The following is a 23,411-nucleotide window of genomic DNA, read 5'->3' on the forward strand; positions in this document are numbered from 1 at the left end:
CCGACGCCGGGTCAAAAGGCCGTCCGGTCTGGGAACGTGTAGGGCATGGGATTCCATGTCGACTCCGAGACCGGGCGGCTGCGCCGCGTCATCCTCCACCGGCCCGACCTGGAGCTGAAGCGACTCACACCGAGCAACAAGGACGCCCTCCTCTTCGATGACGTGCTGTGGGTGCGCCGCGCCCGCCAGGAGCACGACGGCTTCGCGGACGTGCTGCGCGACCGGGGCGTCGAGGTACACCTCTTCGGCGACCTGCTCCGCGAGGCCCTGGAGATCCCGGAGGCGAGACACCTCGTCCTGGACCGGGTCTTCCACGAGAAGGAGTACGGCCCCCTCGCCACCGATCACTTGCGGCAGATCTTCGACGGCCTCACCTCCGACCGGCTGGCGCAGGCGCTGGTCGGCGGCATGACCAAGCGCGAGTTCCTGGAGCGGCACGTCGAGCCGGTCTCCGTCCGCTTCCACGCGCTGGAGCTGGACGACTTCCTCCTCCAGCCGCTGCCCAACCACCTGTTCACCCGGGACACCTCCGCCTGGATCTACGACGGCGTCTCCATCAACGCCATGCGCTGGCCCGCCCGCCAGCGCGAGACCGTGCACTTCGAGGCGATCTACAAGCACCACCCGGTGTTCACCTCCTCCGGCGCCTTCCACTACTGGTCGCAGGGCCTGGCCGACTACCCGTCCACCATCGAGGGCGGTGACCTGCTGGTCATCGGCAACGGCGCCGTACTGATCGGGATGAGCGAGCGGACGACGCCGCAGGCGGTGGAGATGCTGGCGCGCGGACTGTTCGCCGCGGGGTCCGCGACGAGCATCGTGGCGCTGGACATGCCCAAGCGGCGGGCCTTCATGCACTTGGACACGGTGATGACGATGGTGGACGCGGATACGTTCACCCAGTACGCGGGCCTGGGCATGCTGCGCTCCTACACGATCGAGCCGGGCGCCGGCGCGAGCGAGCTGAAAGTGACCGACCACCCGCCGGAGCACATGCACCGGGCCATCGCCGCGGCCCTCGGCCTCGGTGGCATCCGGGTGCTCACCGCCACCCAGGACGTGCACTCGGCGGAACGCGAGCAGTGGGACGACGGCTGCAACGTGCTGGCGGTGGAGCCGGGCGTGGTCGTCGCGTACGAGCGGAACGTCACCACCAACACCCATCTGCGCAAGGAGGGCATCGAGGTGATCGAGATCCCCGGCAGCGAGCTGGGCCGCGGCCGGGGCGGCCCGCGGTGCATGAGCTGCCCCGTGGAGCGGGACGCCATCTGACCCAGGGGCGGGAGGGTCGCAGCGCATCAGGGGGGTCTGTATATCAATACGGAAGGTCGTATAGACTTCCAACATCCCCTGTCAGCGTCACCTTGGAGCGTCCCCATGGCCACCGACCTCGTCGGCCGCAGTTTCCTCAAGGAGCTCGACTTCACCGCCGCCGAGTTCCGCGGTCTGCTCGAGCTCGCCGCCGCCCTCAAGGCCGCCAAGAAGAACGGCACCGAGCAGCAGTACCTCAAGGGCCGCAACATCGCGCTGATCTTCGAGAAGACCTCCACGCGCACCCGCTGCGCCTTCGAGGTGGCCGCCGCCGACCAGGGCGCGAGCACCACCTACCTCGACCCCACGGGTTCCCAGATGAGCCACAAGGAGTCGGTCCGCGACACCGCCCGCGTCCTCGGCCGGATGTTCGACGGCATCGAGTACCGCGGCGACAGCCAGGGCACCGTCGAGGAGCTGGCGGCGTACTCGGGCGTACCCGTCTTCAACGGCCTCACCGACGATTGGCACCCCACCCAGATGCTGGCCGACGTGCTCACCATGACCGAGCACGCGGGCCGGCCGCTGGAGCGGATCGCCTTCGCCTACCTCGGTGACGCCCGCTTCAACATGGGCAACTCCTACCTGGTGACCGGCGCGCTGCTGGGCATGGACGTACGGATCGTCGCGCCGAAGGCGTACTGGCCGGCCGAGTCGGTGGTGACGGCGGCCCGCGCGCTGGCCGGGGCGAGCGGCGCCCGGATCACCCTCACCGAGGAGATCGCCGAGGGCGTCGCCCAGGCCGACTTCGTCGTCACGGACATCTGGGTGTCCATGGGCGAGCCCAAGGAGGTCTGGGACGAGCGGATCCGGCTGCTTTCCCCGTACGCGGTGACCATGGACGTGCTGCGGGCGACCGGCAACCCGGACGTGAAGTTCATGCACTGCCTGCCCGCCTTCCACGACCTCGGCACCCAGGTGGCCCGCGACATCCACGCCACGCACGGCCTGGAGTCCCTGGAGGTGACGGACGAGGTGTTCGAGTCGGCGCACTCCGTCGTCTTCGACGAGGCCGAGAACCGGCTGCACACCATCAAGGCCGTCCTCGTGGCGACCCTCGCGGCGCCGGGCACGCAGCTGCCCGCATAGTCATACGCGCACTCACCCGGGGCCGGCCCCCACAGGCCGGCTCTCCGGAGAGTCATCGCGTTTCTGTGACGGCAGTCACGACTCGGTGATACCGTCGGACCGTGAGCCCCTTCATCGGTTCCACCCCAGCGACCGAACGGTGGCGCCACCTCCGGGTGACCCGGCAGGACGGCGTGGCCACCGTCACCCTCGACCGGCCCGAGAAGCTGAACGCGCTCACCTTCGGCGCCTACGCCGACCTGCGCGATCTGCTCGCCGAACTCTCCCGCGAACGTTCCGTGCGCGCCCTCGTCCTGGGCGGCGAGGGACGCGGCTTCTGCTCCGGCGGAGACGTGGACGAGATCATCGGCGCCACCCTGGCCATGGACACCGCCCAACTCCTCGACTTCAACCGGATGACCGGCCAAGTGGTCCGCGCCGTGCGCGAATGCCCCTTCCCCGTCATCGCCGCGGTCCACGGCGTCGCCGCCGGAGCCGGGGCCGTGCTCGCGCTCGCCGCCGACTTCCGCATCGCCGACCCCACCGCCCGCTTCGCCTTCCTCTTCACCCGCGTCGGCCTCTCCGGCGGCGACATGGGCGCCGCCTACCTGCTGCCCCGCGTCGTCGGCCTCGGGCACGCCACCCGGCTGCTGATGCTCGGGGAGCCCGTACGCGCGCCGGAGGCGGAGCGGATCGGCCTGCTCAGCGAGGTCACCGAAGAGGGCAAGGCCCACACCCGGGCCGCCGAGCTGGCCGCGCACCTGGCCGCCGGACCCGCCCTCGCCTACGCGCAGACCAAGGCGCTGCTCACCGCCGAGCTGGACATGCCGCTGGCCGCCTCGGTCGAACTCGACGCCAACACGCAGGCACTGCTGATGCACGGCAAGGACTACGCCGAGTTCCACGCCGCCTTCACCGGGAAGCGGCCGCCGGAGTGGAAGGGCAGGTAGCGCCGTGCCCCTCGGAACGAAACTGCGGGTGGCCGTGGTGGGCGGGGGACCCGGCGGACTGTACTGCGCCGCGCTGCTGGCCGGGCAGGGCCACACGGTCGAGGTCCGCGAACGCAACGCCCCCGACGACACCTTCGGCTTCGGGGTGGTCCTCTCCGACGAGACGCTGGGCGGCATCGAGCGCGCCGACACCGTCGTGCACGCCGCCCTGAGCGCGGAGTTCACGCGCTGGGACGACGTGACCGTGGTGCACCGGGGCCGGATGCTGACCTCCGGCGGCCACGGCTTCGCCGCCCTGGGGCGTCGGCGCCTGCTGGAGATCCTGCACGGGCGCTGCACCGACCTCGGCGTGACGCTCCGCTTCCACACCGGGGCACCGGACGCGCACGCGCTCGCCGCCTCGTACGACCTGGTGGTCGCGGCGGACGGGGTACACAGCGCGACCCGGGAGGGCGGAGCCGGACACTTCCGGCCGACCGTGACGACCGGCCGCTGCCGCTACATCTGGCTCGCCGCCGACTTCGCCTTCGACTCCTTCCGCTTCGAGATCGCCGAGACCGAGCACGGTGTCATGCAGCTGCACGGGTACCCGTACGCGCCCGACGCCTCCACGGTGATCATCGAGATGCGGGAGGAGGTGTGGCGGGCCGCGGGCCTCGACCTGTGCGACGAGGACGAATCGGCGGCCCGCTGCGCCAAGACCTTCGCCGAGGCCCTGCGGGGACGGCCCCTGCGCGGCAACAAGTCGGCCTGGACCCGGTTCCGTACCGTCGTCAACGCGCACTGGTCCCACGGGAACGTGGCCCTGCTCGGGGACGCCGCGCACACCGCGCACTTCTCCATCGGCTCCGGCACCAAACTGGCCGTGGAGGACGCCCTCGCGCTCGCCGGGGCCGTCGCCGCGCAGCCCGACGACGTACCGGCCGCCCTGGCCGCCTACGAGGCCGCCCGGCGGCCCGCGGTGGCCAGCACCCAGCGCGCGGCGGCCGCCAGCATGCGGTGGTTCGAGGAGATCGCGGGGTACGTCGACCAGCCCGCCCGGCAGTTCGCGTTCAACCTCCTCACCCGCAGCCGCCGGGTGACCCACGACAACCTGCGGATGCGCGACGCGCGCTTCACCCGGTCGGTGGAACGGGACTTCGGCTGCCCCGACGACGGGGGAACCCCGCCCATGTTCACCCCCTTCACCCTGCGCGGACTCACCCTGCGCAACCGGGTCGTGGTCTCACCGATGGACATGTACTCGGCGCGCGAGGGGGTGCCGGGCGACTTCCACCTGGTGCACCTCGGCGCCCGGGCCCTCGGCGGCGCCGGCCTGGTCATGACCGAGATGGTGTGCGTGAGCGCCGAAGGGCGGATCACCCCGGGCTGCGCGGGCCTGTACACGGCGGAGCAGACGGCCGCCTGGAAGCGGATCGCGGACTTCGTCCACACCAGCGCGCCCGGAGCCGCGCTCGGCGTCCAGCTCGGCCACTCCGGCCGCAAGGGCTCGACCCGGGTGATGTGGGAGGGCATGGACGAGCCCCTCCCCGAGGGGAACTGGCCCGTGGTGGCGGCCTCCCCGCTGCCGTACCGGCCCGGCGTCTCCGCCGTCCCGCGCGCCGTCGGTACCGCCGAGATGGCCGCGATCCGGGCGGATTTCGTCGCGGCCGCCGGCCGGGCCGCCGACGCCGGCTTCGACCTGCTGGAACTGCACTGCGCCCACGGATACCTGCTGTCCGGGTTCCTCTCCCCGCTCACCAACCACCGCACCGACGCCTACGGCGGCTCCCTGGACAACCGGCTCCGCTTCCCGCTGGAGGTCTTTGACGCGGTGCGCGAGGCGTGGCCGCAGGACCGCCCCATGACCGTCCGGCTCTCGGCGACCGACTGGGCCCCCGGAGGCACCGGCCCCGAGGACGCCGAACGCATCGCCGCCGCGTTCGCCGCCCACGGCGCGGACGCCATCGACGTCTCCACGGGCCAGGTGGTGGCGGACGAGGCCTCCGAGTACGGGCGCTCGTACCAGACGCCGTACGCCGACCGGATCCGCAACGCCCTCGGCGTCCCGGTGATCGCCGTCGGTGCGATCTCCTCCTGGGACGACGTGAACTCACTGCTCCTGGCGGGGCGCGCCGACCTGTGCGCGGTGGGCCGGCCGCACCTCTACGACCCGCACTGGACCCTGCACGCCGCCGCCGACCAGTCCTACACCGGCCCGGCCGCGCCCTGGCCGGCGCCCTACCGGGCCGGCAGCCGCAAACCGCCGACCGGGCGCGGGTAGGGGCGGCGTATCAGACGGCCGCCAGCTCGACCCGGTCCTCCACCGGGGTGTAGCCGAGCCGCTGGTAGACGCCGTTGCTGGTGGGGTTGGCCAGGTCCGCGTAGAGCAGCACCTCCGTGGCGCCGGCCCCGTACGCCGCTTCGCTCACCGCGTGCGTGACCCCGGCGGCATAGCCCCGGCCGCGCAGCTCCGGCGGGGTGTAGACGGGGCCGACCCGCGAGACCGAGCCGACCGGGCGGAAGAAGCCCGCCATCGACACGGGCGTACCGGCGTGCTCCCACAGCAGCATCCCGCCGTACGAGAGCCGGTCCCGCAGGGTCGTCTCGGAAGCGCTTCCCGGCTCACCGGACTCGCGCTTGAACGCGTTGACCCACTCCACCAGCAGCGGCAGGTGCGCCTCGGTCGCGACCAGGGGCCGGCCCTCGGGCACGGGGTGCGGGGCGATCAGGCCGGCCAGCCGGTACAGCCGGTCCTCCGCCTCGATCCGCGACGGCTTGCCCCAGGACGCGGCCAGCACGGCCGCATCCCGGCGCCGGACGTTGAAGCCGTCGACCCCGGCGAGCAACGGCTCCACGGACAGCGCGGCGCCCAGCGCCTCCACCGCATCGGCCGGCACCGCGCCCAGCAGCAGCGGGCGCGGCGGGGTGCGCAGCAGCCCGCCGGACACGGCCCCGTCGGCGCCGGTCCACCAGCCGAAGAACGGGGTGTCCGGCCCGTAGGCCGTCGGGCCGCGCCGCTCCAGCGCGTCCATGGCGGTCAGCAGGGAGGTGTTCTCCACGGGCCGTGCGGCGACGGCCGGGCGGGCGGCGGCCACGAAGGCGGCGAAGTCGGTGGTGAGAGTCCAGGTCATGCGACCCCATCCTGTCCACCGCCCGGCCCGCCCGCACCCCATTTCACCGCCGGGGGCCGTCCCGGCCGTGCCGGCACCGCCCCGACGACAGGGACGACGGGCCCTAGGGCTGCACGAACGCGGCCCCGGCGTCCCGCAACCGGGCGTGCAGTTCGGCGAACACGGCCGCCGCGCGGTCGCCCGGCCAGTCCGCCGGCAGCAGCTCCCTCGGCAGCCCCGGGTCGGCGTAGGGGAGCCGGCGCCAGCTGTCCAGGGCCAGCAGGTAGCCGCGGTAGGCCTGCTCGGGGGTCGGACCGGGGCCCGACTGGAGGGCCCGCAGCTCCGGTTCCTGCTGGTCGAGGAACTCCTCGTGCTGCTTGGCCAGCGCCGTCAGGTCCCACCAGCGGGCCACCGCCTCGGCCGTCGGCGCGAAACCGAGGTGCGCGCCGCGGAACAGCTCCACGTACGGCGTCAGGTGCAGCCGCTCCATGGTGCGGCCGGTCTCCTCGTACAGGTGCGCCGGGGCGATCCAGACGCCCGGCGCCACCGCGCCGAAGCCCAGCCGGGCGAGCCGGGAGCGCAGCAGGTGCCGCTTGTGCCGTTCCTGCTCCGGGACGGAGAAGACGGCGACCAGCCACTCCTGCGACAGCCGGGGGGACCCGTAGATCCGCCGGTCGCCGTCCTCCAGCAGCTGCCGGGCCTCCTCGGACAGCTCGTACGCGGCTGCCCCGTCGGCCGCCCGGGCGGGCAGCAGGAAGCCCCGCCGCTTCAACCGGGACACCGACGAGCGGACGGAAGGTGCGTCCACGCCGGCCGCGCCCAGCAGGCGGATCAGCGCGGACACCGGGACCGGGCCGTCGAAGGCCCTCCCGTAGGCACCGTAGAACGTGACGATCAGGGATCGCGGGGTGTGCTGCTCGGCCACGGGTTCACTCTAGATCGCGCAGGCGGAAGCGTTGAAGTTTCCCCGTCGGCGTCCGGGGGAGAGCGGAGACGAAGACGAAGGCGCGCGGGCACTTGTGCGGCGCCAGCTCGGTGCGCATGAAGGCCCGCAGCGTCTCCTCCGTCAGTGTGACCCCGTCGCGCGGCACGGTGTACGCGACCGCGATCTGACCGCGGCGTTCGTCGGCGCGCCCGATCACCGCGGCCTCCACCACGTCCGGGTGGCGCAGCAGGGCCTCCTCGACCTCGGGACCGGAGATGTTGTAGCCCGACGAGATGATCATGTCGTCGGCGCGGGCGACGTACCGGAAGTAGCCGTCCGCGTCGCGCACGTACGTGTCCCCGGTCAGGTTCCATCCTTCCCGCACGTACTCCGTCTGACGCGGATCGGCCAGGTACCGGCAGCCCACCGGTCCCCGGACGGCCAGCAGCCCCGGCTCCCCGTCCGCCACGGGCCGCCCCGCCGGATCCACGACACGGGCCTCCCAGCCCGGCACCGCGCGGCCGGTGGTGCCGGGCCGGACGTCCTCGTCGGCGGCCGAGATGAAGATGTGCAGCAGTTCGGTGGCCCCGATGCCGTTGATGATGCGCAGTCCGGTGCGCTCGTACCAGGCCTGCCAGGTCGCGGCCGGGAGGTTCTCGCCCGCCGAGACGCAGCGGCGCAGTGCGCCGAGGTCGTAGGCACCCGCGTCATAGGGGCCCAGGGTGTCCAGCATCGCCCGGTAGGCGGTGGGCGCGGTGAACAGGACCGTCACCCGGTGCTCGGCGAGCGCCGGCAGCAGCTGCCGCGGCGCCGCCTGTTCCAGCAGCAGCGAGGACGCCCCGGCCCGCAGCGGGAACACCACCAGGCCGCCGAGCCCGAAGGTGAAGCCGAGCGGGGGACTGCCCGCGAACACGTCGTCGGGGCGGGGGCGCAGCACATGGCGGGAGAAGGTGTCGGCGACGGCCAGCAGGTCGCGGTGGAAGTGCATGCAGCCCTTGGGGCGGCCGGTGGTACCGGAGGTGAAGGCGATCAGGGCCACGTCGTCGGCGGAGGTGGCGGCGGCGGGGAACGGCCCCGAGTGCCGTGCGGCGAGCCGGAGGAGGTCGCCCGGGTCCCGGCCGCCGTACGGGGTGATCCGCAGGCCCGGCACCTCGGCCTTGACCAGGTCGTCCAGCGCGTCCACGTGACACAGGGCGTGGCCCGCCCGGGCCATCGCGCACACCGTGGCCAGCTCCTGCGCGCGCTGCTGGGCCAGTACGGTGACCGCCACCGCCCCCGCCTTCATCACCGCCAGCCAGCAGGCGGCCAGCCACGGGCTGGTCGGCCCCCGCAGCAGCACCCGGTTGCCGGGTACGACACCCAGATCGGCGGTGAGGACGTGGGCGAGCCGGTCGACGCGCTCGCGCAGCTCCCCGTACGACCACACCTCGCCGTCCGCCCCCCGGAATGCGGGGCGGTGCGGCCCGAACCGGTCGATGGTGGCGTCCAGCAGCTCCGACCCGCAGTTCAGCCGGTCCGGATAGGCCAGCTCGGGCAGGTCGAACAGCAGGCGCGGCCAGGTTTCGCCGGGCGGGAGACGGTCGCGGGTAAAGGTGTCGACGTGCGCGGAAGGCTTGAGCTCCAAGGCTGGTTCGCCCCCTCGGGACGGTCGCGGGTCGCGTGACGAGCGTATCGTGACGGTGACGGCAGTCAACAGGACGCGATAGATGCGGGGTTGTTTGCATGACCGGATTCGCGCTCGGGGTGGACGAAGAGGAATGGTGCGGGCGGCTGCGCGCGCTGGCGGCGCAGCGGCTGCGACCGCTGGCCGAGAAGGGCGAGCCGGGCCGGGTCAACCGGCCGCTGCTGGCCGCTCTCGGGGAGGAGGGCCTGCTGGAGCGGGTGTTCGTCTCGGGCGCGCTGGAGCTGTGCCTGCTGCGGGAGTCGCTGGCATACGGCTGCACGGAGGCCGAGACGGCGCTGGCCCTCCAGGGGCTGGGGGCGTACCCGGTGCTGCGCGCCGGCAGCCCGGCGCAGCGGGAGCGGTGGCTGCCGGGGGTGCGGGCGGGCCGGCTGGTGGCCGCGTTCGCCCTCAGCGAGCCGGGCGCCGGCTCGGACGCGGCGGCGCTGGCGCTGTCGGCGGAGCGGGACGGCGGGGGGCCCGGCGCAGCCGCCGGCAGCGGCGCGGACGGCGGGGGCTGGCGGCTCACCGGGGAGAAGCGGTGGATCTCCAACGCCCCGGAGGCGGATTTCTACACCGTGTTCGCCCGTACGGGTGAGGGTCCCGGGGCAAGGGGCATCACCGCCTTCCTCGTCCCGGCGGACCGGCCGGGCCTGACGGGCGAGGCGCTGGACATGCTGTCCCCGCACCCCATCGGCTCGCTCTCCTTCGACGGGGTCCCGGTCGGCCCCGAGGACGTACTGGGCGAGCCGGGGCGCGGGTTCCGCGTTGCGATGGACACCCTGAACCTGTTCCGGCCCAGCGTCGGCGCCTTCGCCGTGGGCATGGCCCGGGCGGCACTGGACGCGACGCTCGCGCACACCGCGGGCCGCGGCGCCTTCGGCGGGGTCCTGGCGGACCTCCAGGCGGTGGCGCACCGGGTGGCGGAGATGGCGACGCGGACCGAGGCCGCCCGGCTGCTGGTCTACGCGGCCGCAGGCGCCTATGACAACGGTTCCCCGGAGGTGCCGAGGCGGGCGGCCATGGCGAAGCTCCTGGCGACGGAGACGGCCCAGTACGTCGTGGACCACGCGGTGCAACTGCACGGCGCGGTCGCCCTCCAACGGGGCCACCTGCTGGAACACCTGTACAGGGAGGTGCGTGCGCCGCGCATCTATGAGGGGGCCAGCGAGGTCCAGCGCACGATCATCGCGAAGGAGCTCTACCGGGAGGTGGCCGCGCGATGAGCGTGGAACGCATCAATCCGGCGGAACTCGCCCCGCCCGCGGGCTTCTCGCACGCCGTCGCGGCGACCGGCTCCCGCCTGGTGTTCCTGGCCGGACAGACCGCGCTGGACGGCTCCGGCAAGGTGGTGGGGGAGACCCTGCCGCAGCAGTTCGAGCGCGCCCTGTCCAACCTGCTGACGGCGCTCGCCGCGGCGGGTGGGACCCCGGCGCAGCTGGCCAGGGTGACGGTGTATCCGGTGGACGTGGAGTCGTACCGGTGTCACGCTCCGGAACTCGGCCGTATCTGGCGGGCCCTGGCGGGCCGGGACTATCCGGCGATGGCGGTGGTGGGGGCCGTCAGGCTGTGGGACGAGCAGGCGCTCGTCGAACTCGACGGCATCGCCGTCCTGGACTGACGGTGCGGTGCGGGTGCCTTTGACAGCGGGTGGGGGAAGAGAGAGGGTGGAAATGTCCTCTTCGTAAGGAACATCCCCAAATTCTCGGAGGTGCATCGTTATGCGCCGTGGGATCATCGCAGCTGTCGTGGCGGGGGCCGCCGGGGTGACGCTCGGCCTCATGCCGGTGAGCGGCGCGTTCGCCGCCACCCACACGAGCCTTCCGCAACACAGCCAGCAGCACTCCAACTACTCGCGCGGCCACGACTCGCGCGACTGCGGCAACTCCTCCCGCTGGAACGACGACGACAGCGGCAACTGGCGCAACGCCGGCTGGAACGACGACCACGACAACGGCTACTGGAACGACGACCACGGGAACTGGAACGACGACAACGGCAACTGGAACGACAACGGCAACTGGAACGGCGGTGGTTGGGACAACTCGTCGGGCTACGGCCATGACGACGGAGGCCGCTGGTAGGTGGCCCGGCGGGGCCCGTTGACACCGTCAGCGGGCCCCGCCGTACGTCTTGATCACGTCGTTGATCAGATGCCGGGAGTCGTCGGCGCCCAGGGCCTGGGCCTGCAGGTGGTCGAACATGATCTGGTACGGGTACCGGTCGGCGTGCTTCTCCAAGTACAGGTCGCTGGTGAAGCGTTCCAGGTAGACGACCCCCGACTCGGACTCCGGATACGTGAGGAGGGAGAACTGCCCCAAGACCCCGGGGTGGGCCCCTGAGCTGTGGGGCAGGACCTGCACGGTGATGTGCGGCTGGGCGCCAAGGGAGTTCAGGTGCTCCAGCTGCTCCCGCATGACCTCGCGGTCGCCCACCGTCCGGTGCAGTGCTGATTCGTCCAGGATGGTCCATAAGCGCAACGGGCGGGCGGGATGGTGCGCGCGGTGTTGGCGCCGCAGGCGCACGTCCAGGCTGACGGCGGCCTGTTCCTCCGTGGGGTACGGGAAGGACGCGGCGATGACCGCCGCCGCGTAAGGAGGAGTCTGCAGCAGCCCGGGCACCAGCAGTGCGTCGTAGGAGTGGATCGAGGCCGCCGCCGTCTCCAGCCCGATGTAGACGCCGTAGGGGACGTCGCCGCAGGACACCCACCAGCCTTGGCGGCCCGATTCCTTCGCCATCCGCATCAACGAGTCGACGACGGCCTGGTCGGTGATCCCGTAGATCCGGCACAGGTCGCGGACGTCGCGCGGGTTGATGGGGCGCCGCCCGGTCTCGATGGGACTGATCTTGGGCTGGGACACCATCAGACGCTGCGCCACCTGCGAGGACGTCATGCCCGTGGCCTTGCGGAGCTGCCGGAGTTCCGCGCCCAGGCGGCGCCTTCTGACGGTGGGATTGCCGTTGCCCGACATGGGCGGTGTACCTCCAGCTCAAGACATCACGCAGAGGTCACCTCACCCCACGGCCTACATCGGCAAACGCATTGTGCATAGGCCGACCGACACGCGCGACATCCGCGCGGCCAACATCATCAGTTCGGCCTAATGCGCCCGGCTGCGGAGCTCAGTTCACAGGTGCTCGCCTTGCAGGGCGTGGGCCCCCGCGGCGATGACCTCGGCGAGTCGGTTCGCCACGTCCGTGCTGCACCCCCCGAGCCGGACGAGACCGCGGCAGCCGACCGGTCCGTCGTTGCAGAGCGAGGGCAGGGTCAGGCCGGCGAGGGAGAGCGCGGCCTGGAGGTTCGTGACGGCTTCCTCGCCCGCGTGGTATGCGGCGTCCTGGCTCCGCTTGTACCGGAGTCGCTCGGCGTGGGTGAGCTCGTAGGGCATGGTGCTGTCCTCTCAGGAGACGTCGGGAAACGTGTGGGGGGTGAGGGGGTGCGCCACCCGGGCGGCGGGGCGTGGCCCCGGCGCGGCCCGGGCCCCGTGGAGGGCCGCCGGTCACGGCGCACACCCGTAGGGCTGAGACCGGGCGCAGCCCGTGACTAATGCGTTTTGATCTTCGTTCTCGTAGTGCAAGTGATCACGCTCCTCGGCCGGGGGGAAGGGAAGCAGTGTCGGAGGGGCGGGAGTTCACGATCCGTAGCGGAATCTCGGAGGGGTAGCGGCACGGGCGGCCCTCTGGTCCATCACCGGGTAGTCGGGGATCGCGCTGTCCGGGCTGCTCACGACGGTCGGTGGCCGGAGCAGGGAGAACGTGCGGCCGCGGTGTCGTGGAACGGCTTGCCGGGGCGGTCGTGTCAGGGTGATCTGGCGGACGAGCTGCTGGAGGCAGGCCAGCGCGGCGATCGGTGGGAGCGTGGCCGCCGCCTGGGCGGCGAGCGTGCTGGGTGCCTGGGCGACGCACAGGAGCGTGGCGAGGGTGGAGAACAACAGGACGATGGACCAGGAATGGACCGCGCGCCGCTGATGTAGGGCGGCCCGGAGGATGGACAGCGAAGCGGTCACCCACGGCCCGTAGATGAGCAGCGGCCACCAGTTGACGACGTCGTCCGCCGTGCGCGGGCCGGCGCTGTGACGCAGGGCCTCGCAGATGGCCAGACCGCTGAAGATGCTCACGACGGCGGCGATGACGGCGACCAGCAGGGCGGTGAAGAAACTGCCCGTTCCGAACAGCGTCACCACAGACGTCTTCGCCGGGGTCCGGCGGTGCCCGGTGCGGGTCGGCGGGACCGGCCTTTCGAAGACTCCCGGCGCCGGCTCGGTGACCGCGCCCACGGCGGCGCCGGTTTCGCCGGTCTCGTCGAAGCCGTAGTGGTCGAACGTCTCCGCCGGCCTCGGCTGCCTGGCCTCCTGGAGGAGGTGGGCCAGTTCTTCGGCCGGATCCCACGGGATGTCCACCTCGTCAGGCCCCAGGAGCGGTTGCTGGTGGGCGACGTGCCATCCGCTGCCGTCGTGCCGCTCGTACTGCTCAAACACGGGGGATCTCGCCCGAGCACTCGCTGACGACGGTCTCGGCCGGCCCCGTGAGCGGCGAGCGCCGGCTGAACTCGTCCTGGATCCGGTTCATCGCCTCCAGGAAGTCCTCGAAGATCGAGGACGAGTAGTGGAGGTCCACCTCACGCCGCTGGCTGCGCAGGGTCGCGCCCTTGTCGGGGGTCCAGCTCGTGTACGTCCATTTCCCCGCCCTCGTGGTGCCGGCACTCATGCCGAGCCCCAGACCGCCCGCGCTCCGGAGAAAAATTTCTGCGTGGTTTGCATTTGTCATAGTCCATAAACGGTTCCGGAGCCGGGGAGGGTGCGGGCCGTTCAGGTGATGGCGAGTGTGCGGTAAACGGGGCTTGACCAGTGTCTTTTATCATTTCTGCGGTTGTGGCAATCGGCTGACAAGGCGCAACCCCGCATATGCCGGGACGTTATGACGTGGGTGAGCGGGCCAGACGGCCGACGCCCTGCCACCAGTTACCGGAGAGGAACCGCTGTGCCAGACATGCTCCTGAGAATCGCGCTGATCTGCGCTGTCCTGGGCACGGGATGTGCCGCTTGGACCTCATCCGGAGTCGGCCGTATGCACTCCATGGACGTCCGCGAGCTGCGTCGCCAGCAACGCTTCAAGCACGTCCTGACCGCCAACTCGGCGGCGGCGAAACGAGAGGGGGAAGGGGCGCCGGCCGTGTCGGCAACGGCCGGCGTCTCCGTCTGTACCGAGTGCGGTGCCTCGTCGGGCGGGCTGTGAGCCGGTGCTCCGCGGGGTGCGCCCGACACCGGCCTGCCGGCGGTTTCAGCCTTCCAGCAGGGTTCCCATCCACTCCTCGATCCCGCTGACCGTCCGCGGCAGGGCGCCCGACATCAGTCGGGCGCCCGTCGCCGTGATGACCAGGTCGTCCTCGATGCGCACCCCGATGCCGCGCAGTTCGGCGGGCAGCGTCTCGTCGTCGGGCTGGAGGTAGAGGCCCGGTTCCACCGTGAGGACCTGGCCCTCCTCCAGCACCCCGTCCAGGTAGGTCTGCGCCCGCGCCTTCGCGCAGTCGTGGACGTCCAGCCCCAGCATGTGGCCGCTGCTGCACAAGGTGTAGCGCCGGTGCAGGTCACCCTCCGCGTCCTTGAGGACCCCCCATTCCGCGAGCCCTTCCGCGATCACCCGCATGCCCGCGCGGTGGAAGTCCCGGAAGCTCGCGCCCGGCCGCAGCGCGGCGATGCCCGCTTCCTGGGCGGCCAGGACCAGTTCGTACACCTGCCGCTGGACCGGGGAGAACCGTCCCGACAGGGGGAGGGTGCGGGTGATGTCCGCCGTGTAGAGGGTGTCGGTCTCCACTCCCGCGTCCAGCAGGAGCAGATCGCCCCGGTCCAGGCGGCCGTCGTTGCGGATCCAGTGCAGCACGCACGCGTGCGCGCCCGAGGCGGCGATCGTGTCGTACCCGGTCCCGTTGCCCTCCGCCCGGGCGCGCAGGCCGAAGACCCCCTCGATCCAGCGCTCGCCGCGCGGGTGTTCCAGCGCGCGCGGCAGGGACCGTACGACGTCCTCGAACCCGGCCGCCGTGTGGTCCACCGCCGACTGGAGCTGGTCCACCTCCCAGGCGTCCTTCACCAGCCGCAACTCGGAGAGCGCGGTGGCGAGTCCGGCGTCACGGGAGGCGTCGCGGCCCGTCGGTGAGCCGAGGGAGTCCAGGTGGGCGCAGCGGATGCCGGTCAGGGCCTGCGCCTCGGCCAGGTCGGCGCGGCGGCCCACCCAGAACTCCCCGTACCGGCGGTCCCGGTAGAACTCCTCGTTGCCGTCCGCGCGCGGTGAGCGCGGGCGCAGGTACAGCACGGCCTCGTGTCCGTTCGGGCCCGAAGGTTCCAGAACCAGGACGTGGCCCACCTGGTCCTCGCCGGTCAGACCCGTCAGCCAGGCGTACGCGCTGTGCGGACGGAAGCGGTAGTCGCAGTCGTTGGAGCGGACGTTGAGTTCGCCGGCCGGGACGATGAGCCGCTCGCCCGGGAAGAGCGCCGACAGGCGGGCCCGGCGGGCGGGGGTGACGGCGGACGCCGGAATCCCGCTCGAGCCGCTCAGCGGTGAAGGGGCCCAGCCGCCCGCCATGAAACGGGACAGCTCCGCAGAGACGGGCAGGTCATGGCTGCCGATGTGGAGGCGGGAGGAGGCATCGGTCACGGGGGCTCCCTGGAAGACAAGCGAACTGGTGGGCGCACAGGGGTTGTCAGTGCAATTTCACATTACTATGTTACAGCTCACACCGCGCCGCGTTAATCCCCGTCAAACGCCGCGTGAAGCAGGGCAGTTCACGCACTACGCACCTCATGCATCTCGCACGCCGCACCCGCGGCCCTCCCTTCCCCACAGGAGTCCTTGGTGTCCCAGCACAGAGCTGTGCGTTCGTCCCTCCTCTCCGCCGCCGTCGCCGTCACGCTCCTCGCCTCCGCCGGCCAGGCCGTGACCCACGCGGCCGAGGCGGGCGCTCCGGTCCCGGCGACCTTCACCTCCGGTTCCGCGGCCGGCACCACCGGCGGAGCCCCCGGCGCCCTCGCGCCGAACCCGTTCGACGAGGTCGAGCACCGGGCCGACGCCCTGGCGCCGACCACCGCGGTACCGGCCCCCGCCCCCGGCGGCCTGGCGATATCCGACGGCAAGGTTCCCGGCGCCGCCCCGGCCGCGGGCGCCGCCGCCTCCGCGCAGCGCACGGACAAGAGCGGCAAGCCCGCCCAGGGCGCTCCCACCACCCGGGGCCTGGCCGTCAACGTGCCCTGCACCCTCGACGGGATCAAGGCGCTGTCGCCCGAGCAGTTCGCCGACTTCCTCGCCGACCCGGCCGTCCTCGCGGACGGCTGCCTGCGCGGCCTCATATGGACCTGGGACGCCCGCCTGGCACCCGTCATGGACGACGCGCACGTCCAGGCCGTCTCCCGCCGGATATCCGCCCTGGCCGCCGCCCACGACGGCCGCAACTCCTCCCACCTGGAGGAGATGTTCACCTTCCTGCACGCCGCGATCTACCACGACTTCTCCCGCGACGAGATCGACCTCACCGACGCCGCGACCGTCGACGCCATGACCCGGGCCGTCACCGACTTCGGCAACGCCGCGCACACTTTCGACGCCACCGCCTCCAACGCCCGGACCCTGCGCGAAGCCCTCTACTCCGTCGGGCCCGGCATGCGCCACCGCCAGCTCGGCCTCATCAAGAAGGTCCTGGCCACCCTGGACGCCTCGCACCCCGCGACCAGCGGCGACGCCAACTGGGGCGGGGCCGCCCTCGCCGCCCTCACCATCAACTACCTCGGCGTGTACCCGGGCAACGAGGACTCCGACTTCCACGCCGCGGTCAAGGCCGACCCCTCCTACCGGGCCGCCTTCAAGGCCTTCGCCGGATACACGCACCTCAAGGGCACCCCGAACGAATGGGCCGTCCGCGACGGGCTGGGTGAGTACGGCCGCTTCGGCCAGGTCGACGGCCTCCAGGACCAGATCACCGCCGACCTCGGCACGCTCCTCGCGCAGGTCAAGACGACGTGGGGCAACGGCAGCGAGCCCTGGGCCAAGGTCGTGAGCTGGCTGAACACCTACAACGCGTGCAAGCAGTACGGGGTGTGCAAGGAGGACATCGAGAAGATGCTCTTCCCCAACACCTACACGTACGACAACGGCGGCATCAAGGTCCGCACCGCACTCGACCGGGCCACCGTCGACCAGCTCTACTACGCGAGCAAGCAGGTCAAGACGCAGTTCCACCGCGTGCTCGGCACGGACCAGCCGCTCGCCGGCGACCCCAACACCACGTTGAACATCGTGCTGTACGCCTCCCGCGCCGACTACGTCACCTACCAGACGATGCTCAACGGCTACGGCACCAACAACGGCGGCATGTACATCGAGAACGGCGCCACCTTCTACACCTACCAGCGCCGCGTCCCGCAGGACTCCACCCTCACCCTCGAAGAGCTGTTCCGCCACGAGTACACGCACTACCTCAACGGCCGCTTCGCCGTCCCCGGCTCCTTCGGCGAGGGCCCCTGGTACGAGGGCGACCGCACGACCGCGATGGACGAGGGCACCGCCGAGTTCTTCGACGGCGCGACCCGCGACAACGGCATCGCCGTCCGCAAGTCCCTGGTCAAGGGCGTCATCAACGACACCGCCGGCGGCGGCCCCCGGATGTCGGTCGAACAGCTGCTGAACGCCACCTACGACGGCGACGGCTTCCGCTTCTACAACTACGCGGGCACGTTCTTCGAGTTCCTGTGGACCGAGAAGCCCAGCCTGCTGCGCGAGATGTACACCCACCTGCGCGAGAACGACGTCGCCGGGTACGACGCGTGGCGCCACCGGATGGGCGCCGACACCTACCTCCAGCGCGACTACGACAAGTTCCTGGACGCGCAGATCGCCAAGGTCGACCAGCTCTACGTGCCGAACACCAGCTTCACGGCCAACGACCGGCTGCGCGACTCCGCGCTCGCGAACGTGAAGTCCTCGTTCGCGGCGGCCACCTACAACACCCCCGACTGCGTGGAGAACGGCGACCCCGGCAAGCGCCGGTTCACCTGTACCGGCCGCATCACGGCCAACCTCAAGAACTGGCGCAGCGACGACCAGAACTTCAAGGACATGTCCGAGACGGTGGACTACTTCATCCTCGACCGGACGGCCCCCGTCTCCACCAACTTCACCGACATGAACTGCTCCTTCGGCCCCGTGGAGATCTGGAGCAACCACACGGCGGGGACGTCGGGCTACAGCTGCGAGGGCCCGCTGCGCAGCTGATCACGGCTCCGGGCCGGTCCCTGCCGCAACGGGGGGAGGGACCGGCCCGGGCGGGGCCGGCGAGCCCCGGCCGACCCTAGGCACTCGATAAAGAATGTGACATATTACTGCCGTGCCCAACAGAAATGGTCTGGACGCCGTCATCATCGGCGCCGGTGTCGTCGGAGCCGCGTGCGCGTACTACGCCACCCGCGCGGGCCTGCGCGTGGCCGTCGTCGACCGCGGATCCGTCGCCGGCGGCACCACCGGTGCGGGCGAGGGCAACCTGCTCGTCTCCGACAAGGAAGCCGGAGCGGAGCTCGACCTGGCCCTGCTGTCCGCGGGCCTGTGGCGCGAACTGGCGGCCCTCCTCGGGCAGGAGATGGAGTACGAGGACAAGGGCGGCCTGGTCGTCGCCCCGGACGAGGCTTCGCTCAGGGCGCTGCGGAGCTTCGCGGAAGGCCAGCGCGCGGCGGGCGTCACCGCCGTCGAGGTGGGGGACGCCGACCTGCCCGAGCTGGAGCCCCATCTGGCTCCGGGGCTCGCGGGAGGCTTCCACTACCCGCAGGACGCGCAGGTCCAGCCCGCCCAGGCGGCTGCCCGGCTGCTGGCCGCGGCGGCCGCCGACGGGGCCTCGGTGCACCTCGGCGAGGAGGTGACGGACCTCGTGCTGGAGCGCGGGGCCGTACGGGGGGTGCGCACCCGCACCCGCGAACTCCTCGCCCCGGCCGTCGTCAACGCCGCCGGCACCTGGGGCGGCCGGATCGCCGAACTCGCCGGGACCACCCTGCCGGTGCTCCCGCGCCGCGGCTTCGTCCTGGTGACCGAGCCACTGCCGAGGGTCGTGCGGCACAAGGTCTACGCCGCCGACTACATCGCGGACGTGGCCAGCGGCTCCGCAGCCCTGCAGTCCTCGGCGGTGGTCGAGGGCACCCCCTCGGGCCCGGTGCTCATCGGGGCCACCCGGGAGCGGGTCGGCTTCGACCGCTCCCTGTCGGTGGACGCCCTGCGCCGGCTCGCGTCCCAGGCGGCCGCGCTGTTCCCGGTACTGGCCGACGTGCGGGTGCTGCGGACCTACCACGGCTTCCGCCCCTACCTCCCCGACCACCTTCCGGCCATCGGCCCCGACCCCCGGGTGCCCGGGCTGCTGCACGCCTGCGGGCACGAGGGTGCGGGCATCGGCCTGGCCCCGGCCACCGGCGTGCTGATCACGGCCGCGCTGACCGGATCCGAACCACCGCTGGACCCCGCACCCTTCCGGCCGGAGCGGCCCTTCGCGCGGGAGCCCGACCCGGAGGGGCAGCCGTGAGCCGGCCGTACGAAGCCCCTTGCGAAGTCCCCTACCGAGCCGCGCCCGAAGAAGGAGACGTCCGATGAGCCGGCCCCCCGGTGACCGCTCGCCCCGCGCACTCGTGGGCGGAGCCCCCCGGGCGACGTACGTCCTGCGCTTCGACGGCCGCGAACTGACCGCGGAGTCCGGCCAGAGCATCGCCGCCGTGCTGTGGAACGCCGGGATCCTCGCCTGGCGCACCACGCGTGAGGGGGGCGCCCCGCGCGGGGCGTTCTGCGGGATCGGCAGCTGCTACGACTGCCTCGTCACGGTCAACGGCCGGCCGAACCAGCGGGCCTGCCTGGTCCCGGCGCGGGCCGGGGACACCGTCACCACCCAGGAAGGGACCGGCCGTGCCGACCTCGCCGTCTGACCCCTCGTCGCCGGAGCGCGCCGTATCCGGCCCGGCCGTGCCCGACCTCGCCGTCGTCGGCGCCGGGCCCGCCGGGCTGGCCGCCGCCGTCACCGCCGCCCGCCTCGGCCTGCGGGTCGCGCTGCTGGACGCGGGGGAGCGCCCCGGCGGCCAGTTCTACCGCCGGCCCGCGCCCGGCCTCGGCGCCGAACGCCCCGAGGCGCTGCACCACCAATGGGCCGCCTTCGCCACCCGCGAAGCCGCCCTGCGCGCCCACGAATCGGCAGGCCGGATCACCTACCTCCCGGCGCACCACGTCTGGACGGTGGTCCCGGACGGCGGGCGCTGGACGCTGCACGCCGTCGCGGGCCCCGAGGAGCGGTCCGTCACGCTCAGGGCCTCCTCCGTCCTGCTGGCCACCGGCGCCTACGAGCGGCAACTGCCCTTCCCCGGCTGGACCCTGCCCGGGGTCGTCGGGGCCGGCGGGGCCCAGGCCATGCTCAAGGGCGGCCTGGTGCTGCCGGGCAAGCGGGTGGTCGTCGCCGGGAGCGGGCCGCTGCTGCTCGCCGTGGCCGGCTCCCTCGCGGCCGCCGGAGCCACCGTCCCGGCCGTCGTCGAGGCGGCCTCGTACACCGCGTACGCGGGCCGGCTGCCCGCCCTGCTGCGCAACCCCGGCAAGCTCGCCGAAGGCGCCGCGTACGGCAGCGCGCTGCTGCGCCACGGCGTCCGCCCCCTGACCCGGCACGCCGTCACCGAAGCCCACGGCCGGGGCCGGGTCGAGGCCGTCACCGTGGCCCGGCTGGACGGCGACTGGCGGCCGCTGCCCGGCACCGGGCGGCGGATCCCCTGCGACGCCGTCGCCGTCGGCCACGGCCTCGTGCCCCAGCTGGAGCTGGCGACGGCACTCGGCTGCGCCACCCGCCCCGGCGCGGACGGGACCGTCGCCCTGGAACTGGACGCCGGGCAGCGCACCTCCGTCCCCGGCATCTGGTCCGCGGGCGAGACCGGGGGCATCGGGGGTGCCCAATTGGCGCTGACCGAGGGCGAACTGGCGGCCTTCTCCCTCGCCGGCCGGCCCGCGCCGGCCGCGCTCGTCCGCCGCCGCGCGCGGCTGCGGGCCTTCGCCGGGGCGATGGCCGCCGCACACCGCCCCGGCGAGGGCTGGACCGGCTGGCTGCGCGAGGACACCGACGTGTGCCGCTGCGAGGAGGTCCCGGCGGGCCGGATCCGGCAGGCCACCCGTGATCTCGGCGCACGGGACGCCCGTACCGTCAAACTGCTCACGCGGGCCGGGATGGGCTGGTGCCAGGGCCGGATGTGCGGCCCGGCCGTCGCCGCCCTGGCGGGGGAAACCTCCTCCGCCGCGGGAGCGGCCCCCGACCGGCGTCCCCTTTCCTGCCCAGTACCGCTGCGCCACTTGGCCGAACTGCCGCAGGACCCTCACTGATCCGATCCGGATCCGGCACGTCCGGGCCCTTGTGGCCCCCTCACGTCCCTTAGTAAAATGTCACACACCACTCTAGGGAGTCCTTCATGACCCACGCGCACACCCCCGCGCCCGCCCAGCCCCGCAACCGCCCCTGGCACGGCATCATGGTCGCCACCGCGCTGCCCCTGCGCGAAGACCTCGCCGTCGACTACGACGCCTACGCCGAGCACGTGGCCTGGCTGATCGCCAACGGGTGCGACGGCGTCGTCCCCAACGGCTCCCTCGGCGAGTACCAGACCCTCACCGACGAGGAGCGGGCCCGGGTCGTCCGCACCGCCGTCGAGGCGGCCGGCGACGGCAGCCGCGTCATGCCCGGGGTCGCCGCCTACGGCAGCGCCGAAGCGCGCCGCTGGGCCGAACAGGCGGCGGAGGCCGGAGCGGGATCCGTCCTGCTGCTGCCCCCCAACGCGTTCCGCGCCGACGAGGACGCCGTCCGCGCCCACTACGCCGAGGTGGCGCGGGCGGGCCTGCCCGTCGTCGCGTACAACAACCCCATCGACACCAAGGTGGACCTGACGCCCGGGCTCCTGGCCCGGCTGCACTCCGACGGCAGCATCGTCGCCGTCAAGGAGTTCAGCGGAGACGTACGGCGCGCCTACGAGATCGCCGAGCTCGCGCCCGGACTCGACCTGCTGATCGGCGCGGACGACGTACTCCTCGAACTCGCCCTCGCGGGCGCCGTCGGCTGGATCGCCGGCTACCCCAACGCCCTCCCGCAGTCCTGCGCCACCCTGTACCGGGCCGCCGTCGCCGGCGACCTCGCCACCGCGCTGCCGCTCTACAAGTCCCTGCACTCGCTGCTGCGCTGGGACTCCAAGACCGAGTTCGTGCAGGCCATCAAGCTCTCCATGGACCTGGCCGGCCGTCCCGGCGGCGCCACCCGCCCGCCGCGCTTCCCGCTCACCGGCGAGATCGAGGCGGCCGTCCGCGCCGCCACCGAAAAGGCCCTCGCCGAGGGCCTCAACTAGGACCCGTTGGGGGACCCATGCGCACGCGCCACATCTACCACGCGGTGGATTCGCACACCGAGGGCATGCCGACCCGCGTGATCACCGGGGGAATCGGGGTCATCCCCGGCGACACCATGGCCGACAAGCGGCTCCACTTCATCGAGCACATGGACCACGTCCGGACCCTGCTCATGTACGAACCGCGCGGCCACTCCGCGATGAGCGGCGCCGTCCTCCAGCCCCCCACCCGCCCCGACGCCGACTTCGGCGTGCTCTACATCGAGGTGTCGGGCCTGCTGCCCATGTGCGGGCACGGCACCATCGGGGTGGCCACCGTCCTGGTCGAGACCGGCCTGGTCCCGGCCGTGGAACCGGTGACCACGGTCCGGCTCGACACCCCGGCCGGCCTGGTGAGCGTGGACGTCCGGGTCGAGGGCGGATCGGCCACCGCCGTCACGCTCACCAACGTCGCCTCGTACTGTGCGGGGCTCGACCTGAAGGTGGAGGTCCCCGGCTACGGCACGGTGAGCTACGACCTGGCCTACGGCGGCAACTTCTACGCCTTCGTCGACCTCGACGCCCTCGGCCTCCCCTTCGACAGGGCCCGCAAGGACGACCTCCTGGCGGCCGGACTCGCCGTCATGGGGGCCGTCAACGCCTCCGCCGACCGGCCCGTCCACCGCGAGGACCCCGCCATCGCCGGGGTCAAGCACGTCTACCTCGCGGCCCCCGGCTCGGACGCCCGCCGCTCCCGGCACGCCATGGCGATCCACCCCGGCTGGTTCGACCGCTCGCCCTGCGGTACGGGCACCAGCGCGCGGATGGCCCAGCTGCACGCCCGGGGGCTGCTGCCGCTCGGCACCGACTTCGTCAACGAGTCCTTCATCGGTACCGAGTTCACCGGCCGGCTCGTGGAGCAGACCACGGTGGGCGGCCTCCCCGCGGTGATCCCCACGGTCACCGGGCGGGCCTGGATCACCGGTACGGCCCAGTACTTCCTGGACCCCGCCGACCCGTTCCCCGGAGGTTTCCTGCTGTGACCGCCGA

Annotated in this window: 22 protein-coding genes; 14 read left to right on the forward strand and 8 right to left on the reverse strand. The window is 72.5% G+C overall.

The features are described from left to right. Positions 1 to 45: 45 nt before the first annotated feature. The 4 genes from OHA81_RS24175 to OHA81_RS24190 all read left to right on the forward strand — a co-directional run bounded on the left by OHA81_RS24175 (position 46) and on the right by OHA81_RS24190 (position 5,592). A complete protein-coding gene (locus OHA81_RS24175; protein ID WP_329199124.1) occupies positions 46 to 1,272 on the forward strand; it encodes an arginine deiminase in 1,227 nt (408 codons plus the stop codon). 105 nt (positions 1,273 to 1,377) lie between these two features. Continuing rightward, positions 1,378 to 2,400, forward strand: coding sequence for an ornithine carbamoyltransferase (gene argF / locus OHA81_RS24180; protein WP_329199126.1), 1,023 nt, complete (start codon positions 1,378 to 1,380; stop codon positions 2,398 to 2,400). A 101-nt stretch (positions 2,401 to 2,501) separates the two neighbouring features. After that, positions 2,502 to 3,329, forward strand: coding sequence for an enoyl-CoA hydratase family protein (locus tag OHA81_RS24185; protein WP_329199128.1), 828 nt, complete (start codon positions 2,502 to 2,504; stop codon positions 3,327 to 3,329). A gap of 4 nt (positions 3,330 to 3,333) precedes the next feature. Next, positions 3,334 to 5,592, forward strand: a complete 2,259-nt coding sequence (locus OHA81_RS24190; RefSeq protein WP_329199130.1) for a bifunctional salicylyl-CoA 5-hydroxylase/oxidoreductase — start codon at positions 3,334 to 3,336, stop codon at positions 5,590 to 5,592. 10 nt (positions 5,593 to 5,602) lie between these two features. On the opposite strand, the gene OHA81_RS24195 is transcribed toward OHA81_RS24190, so the two are convergent. The 3 genes from OHA81_RS24195 to OHA81_RS24205 form a co-directional block, all read right to left on the reverse strand. Beyond that, positions 5,603 to 6,442: a GNAT family N-acetyltransferase gene (locus OHA81_RS24195; protein WP_329199132.1), complete on the reverse strand. Its 840-nt coding sequence runs from the start codon at positions 6,440 to 6,442 to the stop codon at positions 5,603 to 5,605. 103 nt (positions 6,443 to 6,545) lie between these two features. Next, entirely contained in the window at positions 6,546 to 7,346 is an 801-nt protein-coding gene (locus tag OHA81_RS24200; protein WP_329199134.1) for a PaaX family transcriptional regulator, read from the reverse strand. A gap of 4 nt (positions 7,347 to 7,350) precedes the next feature. After that, positions 7,351 to 8,970: an AMP-binding protein gene (locus OHA81_RS24205; RefSeq protein WP_329199136.1), complete on the reverse strand. Its 1,620-nt coding sequence runs from the start codon at positions 8,968 to 8,970 to the stop codon at positions 7,351 to 7,353. A gap of 98 nt (positions 8,971 to 9,068) precedes the next feature. Between OHA81_RS24205 and OHA81_RS24210 the strand changes: the two genes are divergently transcribed. The 3 genes from OHA81_RS24210 to OHA81_RS24220 all read left to right on the forward strand — a co-directional run bounded on the left by OHA81_RS24210 (position 9,069) and on the right by OHA81_RS24220 (position 11,090). Continuing rightward, entirely contained in the window at positions 9,069 to 10,232 is a 1,164-nt protein-coding gene (locus tag OHA81_RS24210) for an acyl-CoA dehydrogenase family protein (RefSeq protein ID WP_329199138.1), read from the forward strand. After that, positions 10,229 to 10,627 carry a RidA family protein gene (locus tag OHA81_RS24215; RefSeq protein ID WP_329199140.1) on the forward strand — a complete coding sequence of 133 codons (399 nt, stop codon included), beginning with the start codon at positions 10,229 to 10,231 and terminating at the stop codon, positions 10,625 to 10,627. The genes OHA81_RS24210 and OHA81_RS24215 overlap by 4 nt, the downstream gene beginning before the upstream one ends. 100 nt (positions 10,628 to 10,727) lie before the next feature. Next, on the forward strand, positions 10,728 to 11,090 hold the full coding sequence (locus OHA81_RS24220) for a hypothetical protein (RefSeq protein ID WP_329199142.1): 363 nt from the start codon (positions 10,728 to 10,730) through the stop codon (positions 11,088 to 11,090). 27 nt (positions 11,091 to 11,117) lie between these two features. Here the strand turns inward: OHA81_RS24220 and OHA81_RS24225 are convergent, their stop codons facing one another. From OHA81_RS24225 to OHA81_RS24240, 4 genes are all read right to left on the reverse strand, one after another. Continuing rightward, positions 11,118 to 11,978 (reverse strand): helix-turn-helix domain-containing protein, encoded by an 861-nt coding sequence (locus OHA81_RS24225; RefSeq protein WP_329199144.1) that lies wholly within the window; start codon positions 11,976 to 11,978, stop codon positions 11,118 to 11,120. A 156-nt stretch (positions 11,979 to 12,134) separates the two neighbouring features. Then, entirely contained in the window at positions 12,135 to 12,395 is a 261-nt protein-coding gene (locus OHA81_RS24230) for a hypothetical protein (protein WP_329199146.1), read from the reverse strand. A 243-nt stretch (positions 12,396 to 12,638) separates the two neighbouring features. Then, the gene (locus OHA81_RS24235) at positions 12,639 to 13,484 is read right to left on the reverse strand and encodes a hypothetical protein (protein WP_329199148.1); all 846 of its coding nucleotides are present in this window, start codon (positions 13,482 to 13,484) and stop codon (positions 12,639 to 12,641) included. After that, the gene (locus tag OHA81_RS24240; protein ID WP_329199150.1) at positions 13,477 to 13,713 is read right to left on the reverse strand and encodes a hypothetical protein; all 237 of its coding nucleotides are present in this window, start codon (positions 13,711 to 13,713) and stop codon (positions 13,477 to 13,479) included. The genes OHA81_RS24235 and OHA81_RS24240 overlap by 8 nt, the downstream gene beginning before the upstream one ends. Positions 13,714 to 14,073: 360 nt before the next feature. Here OHA81_RS24240 and OHA81_RS24245 point away from each other — a divergent pair, with 360 nt between their 5' ends. Beyond that, positions 14,074 to 14,241 (forward strand): hypothetical protein, encoded by a 168-nt coding sequence (locus tag OHA81_RS24245; RefSeq protein WP_329199152.1) that lies wholly within the window; start codon positions 14,074 to 14,076, stop codon positions 14,239 to 14,241. Positions 14,242 to 14,286: 45 nt separating this feature from the next. On the opposite strand, the gene OHA81_RS24250 is transcribed toward OHA81_RS24245, so the two are convergent. Further along, positions 14,287 to 15,657, reverse strand: a complete 1,371-nt coding sequence (locus tag OHA81_RS24250; protein ID WP_329199154.1) for an aminopeptidase P family protein — start codon at positions 15,655 to 15,657, stop codon at positions 14,287 to 14,289. A 198-nt stretch (positions 15,658 to 15,855) separates the two neighbouring features. Here OHA81_RS24250 and OHA81_RS24255 point away from each other — a divergent pair, with 198 nt between their 5' ends. The 6 genes from OHA81_RS24255 to OHA81_RS24280 all read left to right on the forward strand — a co-directional run bounded on the left by OHA81_RS24255 (position 15,856) and on the right by OHA81_RS24280 (position 23,404). Next, positions 15,856 to 18,264 (forward strand): collagenase, encoded by a 2,409-nt coding sequence (locus tag OHA81_RS24255; RefSeq protein ID WP_329199156.1) that lies wholly within the window; start codon positions 15,856 to 15,858, stop codon positions 18,262 to 18,264. Positions 18,265 to 18,376: 112 nt separating this feature from the next. Further along, entirely contained in the window at positions 18,377 to 19,552 is a 1,176-nt protein-coding gene (locus OHA81_RS24260; RefSeq protein WP_329199158.1) for an NAD(P)/FAD-dependent oxidoreductase, read from the forward strand. Between the two features lie 64 nt (positions 19,553 to 19,616). Beyond that, positions 19,617 to 19,946: a (2Fe-2S)-binding protein gene (locus OHA81_RS24265; RefSeq protein ID WP_329199160.1), complete on the forward strand. Its 330-nt coding sequence runs from the start codon at positions 19,617 to 19,619 to the stop codon at positions 19,944 to 19,946. Then, on the forward strand, positions 19,927 to 21,372 hold the full coding sequence (locus tag OHA81_RS24270) for an FAD/NAD(P)-dependent oxidoreductase (RefSeq protein ID WP_443056640.1): 1,446 nt from the start codon (positions 19,927 to 19,929) through the stop codon (positions 21,370 to 21,372). The genes OHA81_RS24265 and OHA81_RS24270 overlap by 20 nt, the downstream gene beginning before the upstream one ends. A gap of 86 nt (positions 21,373 to 21,458) precedes the next feature. Beyond that, positions 21,459 to 22,382, forward strand: a complete 924-nt coding sequence (locus OHA81_RS24275; RefSeq protein ID WP_329199162.1) for a dihydrodipicolinate synthase family protein — start codon at positions 21,459 to 21,461, stop codon at positions 22,380 to 22,382. A gap of 17 nt (positions 22,383 to 22,399) precedes the next feature. Further along, positions 22,400 to 23,404 carry a proline racemase family protein gene (locus tag OHA81_RS24280; protein WP_329199164.1) on the forward strand — a complete coding sequence of 335 codons (1,005 nt, stop codon included), beginning with the start codon at positions 22,400 to 22,402 and terminating at the stop codon, positions 23,402 to 23,404. The last annotated feature ends 7 nt before the right edge of the window (positions 23,405 to 23,411 follow it).

Origin of the sequence: Streptomyces sp. NBC_00667 (assembly GCF_036226825.1) — a bacterium.
Taxonomy (GTDB): Bacteria; Actinomycetota; Actinomycetes; order Streptomycetales; family Streptomycetaceae; genus Streptomyces.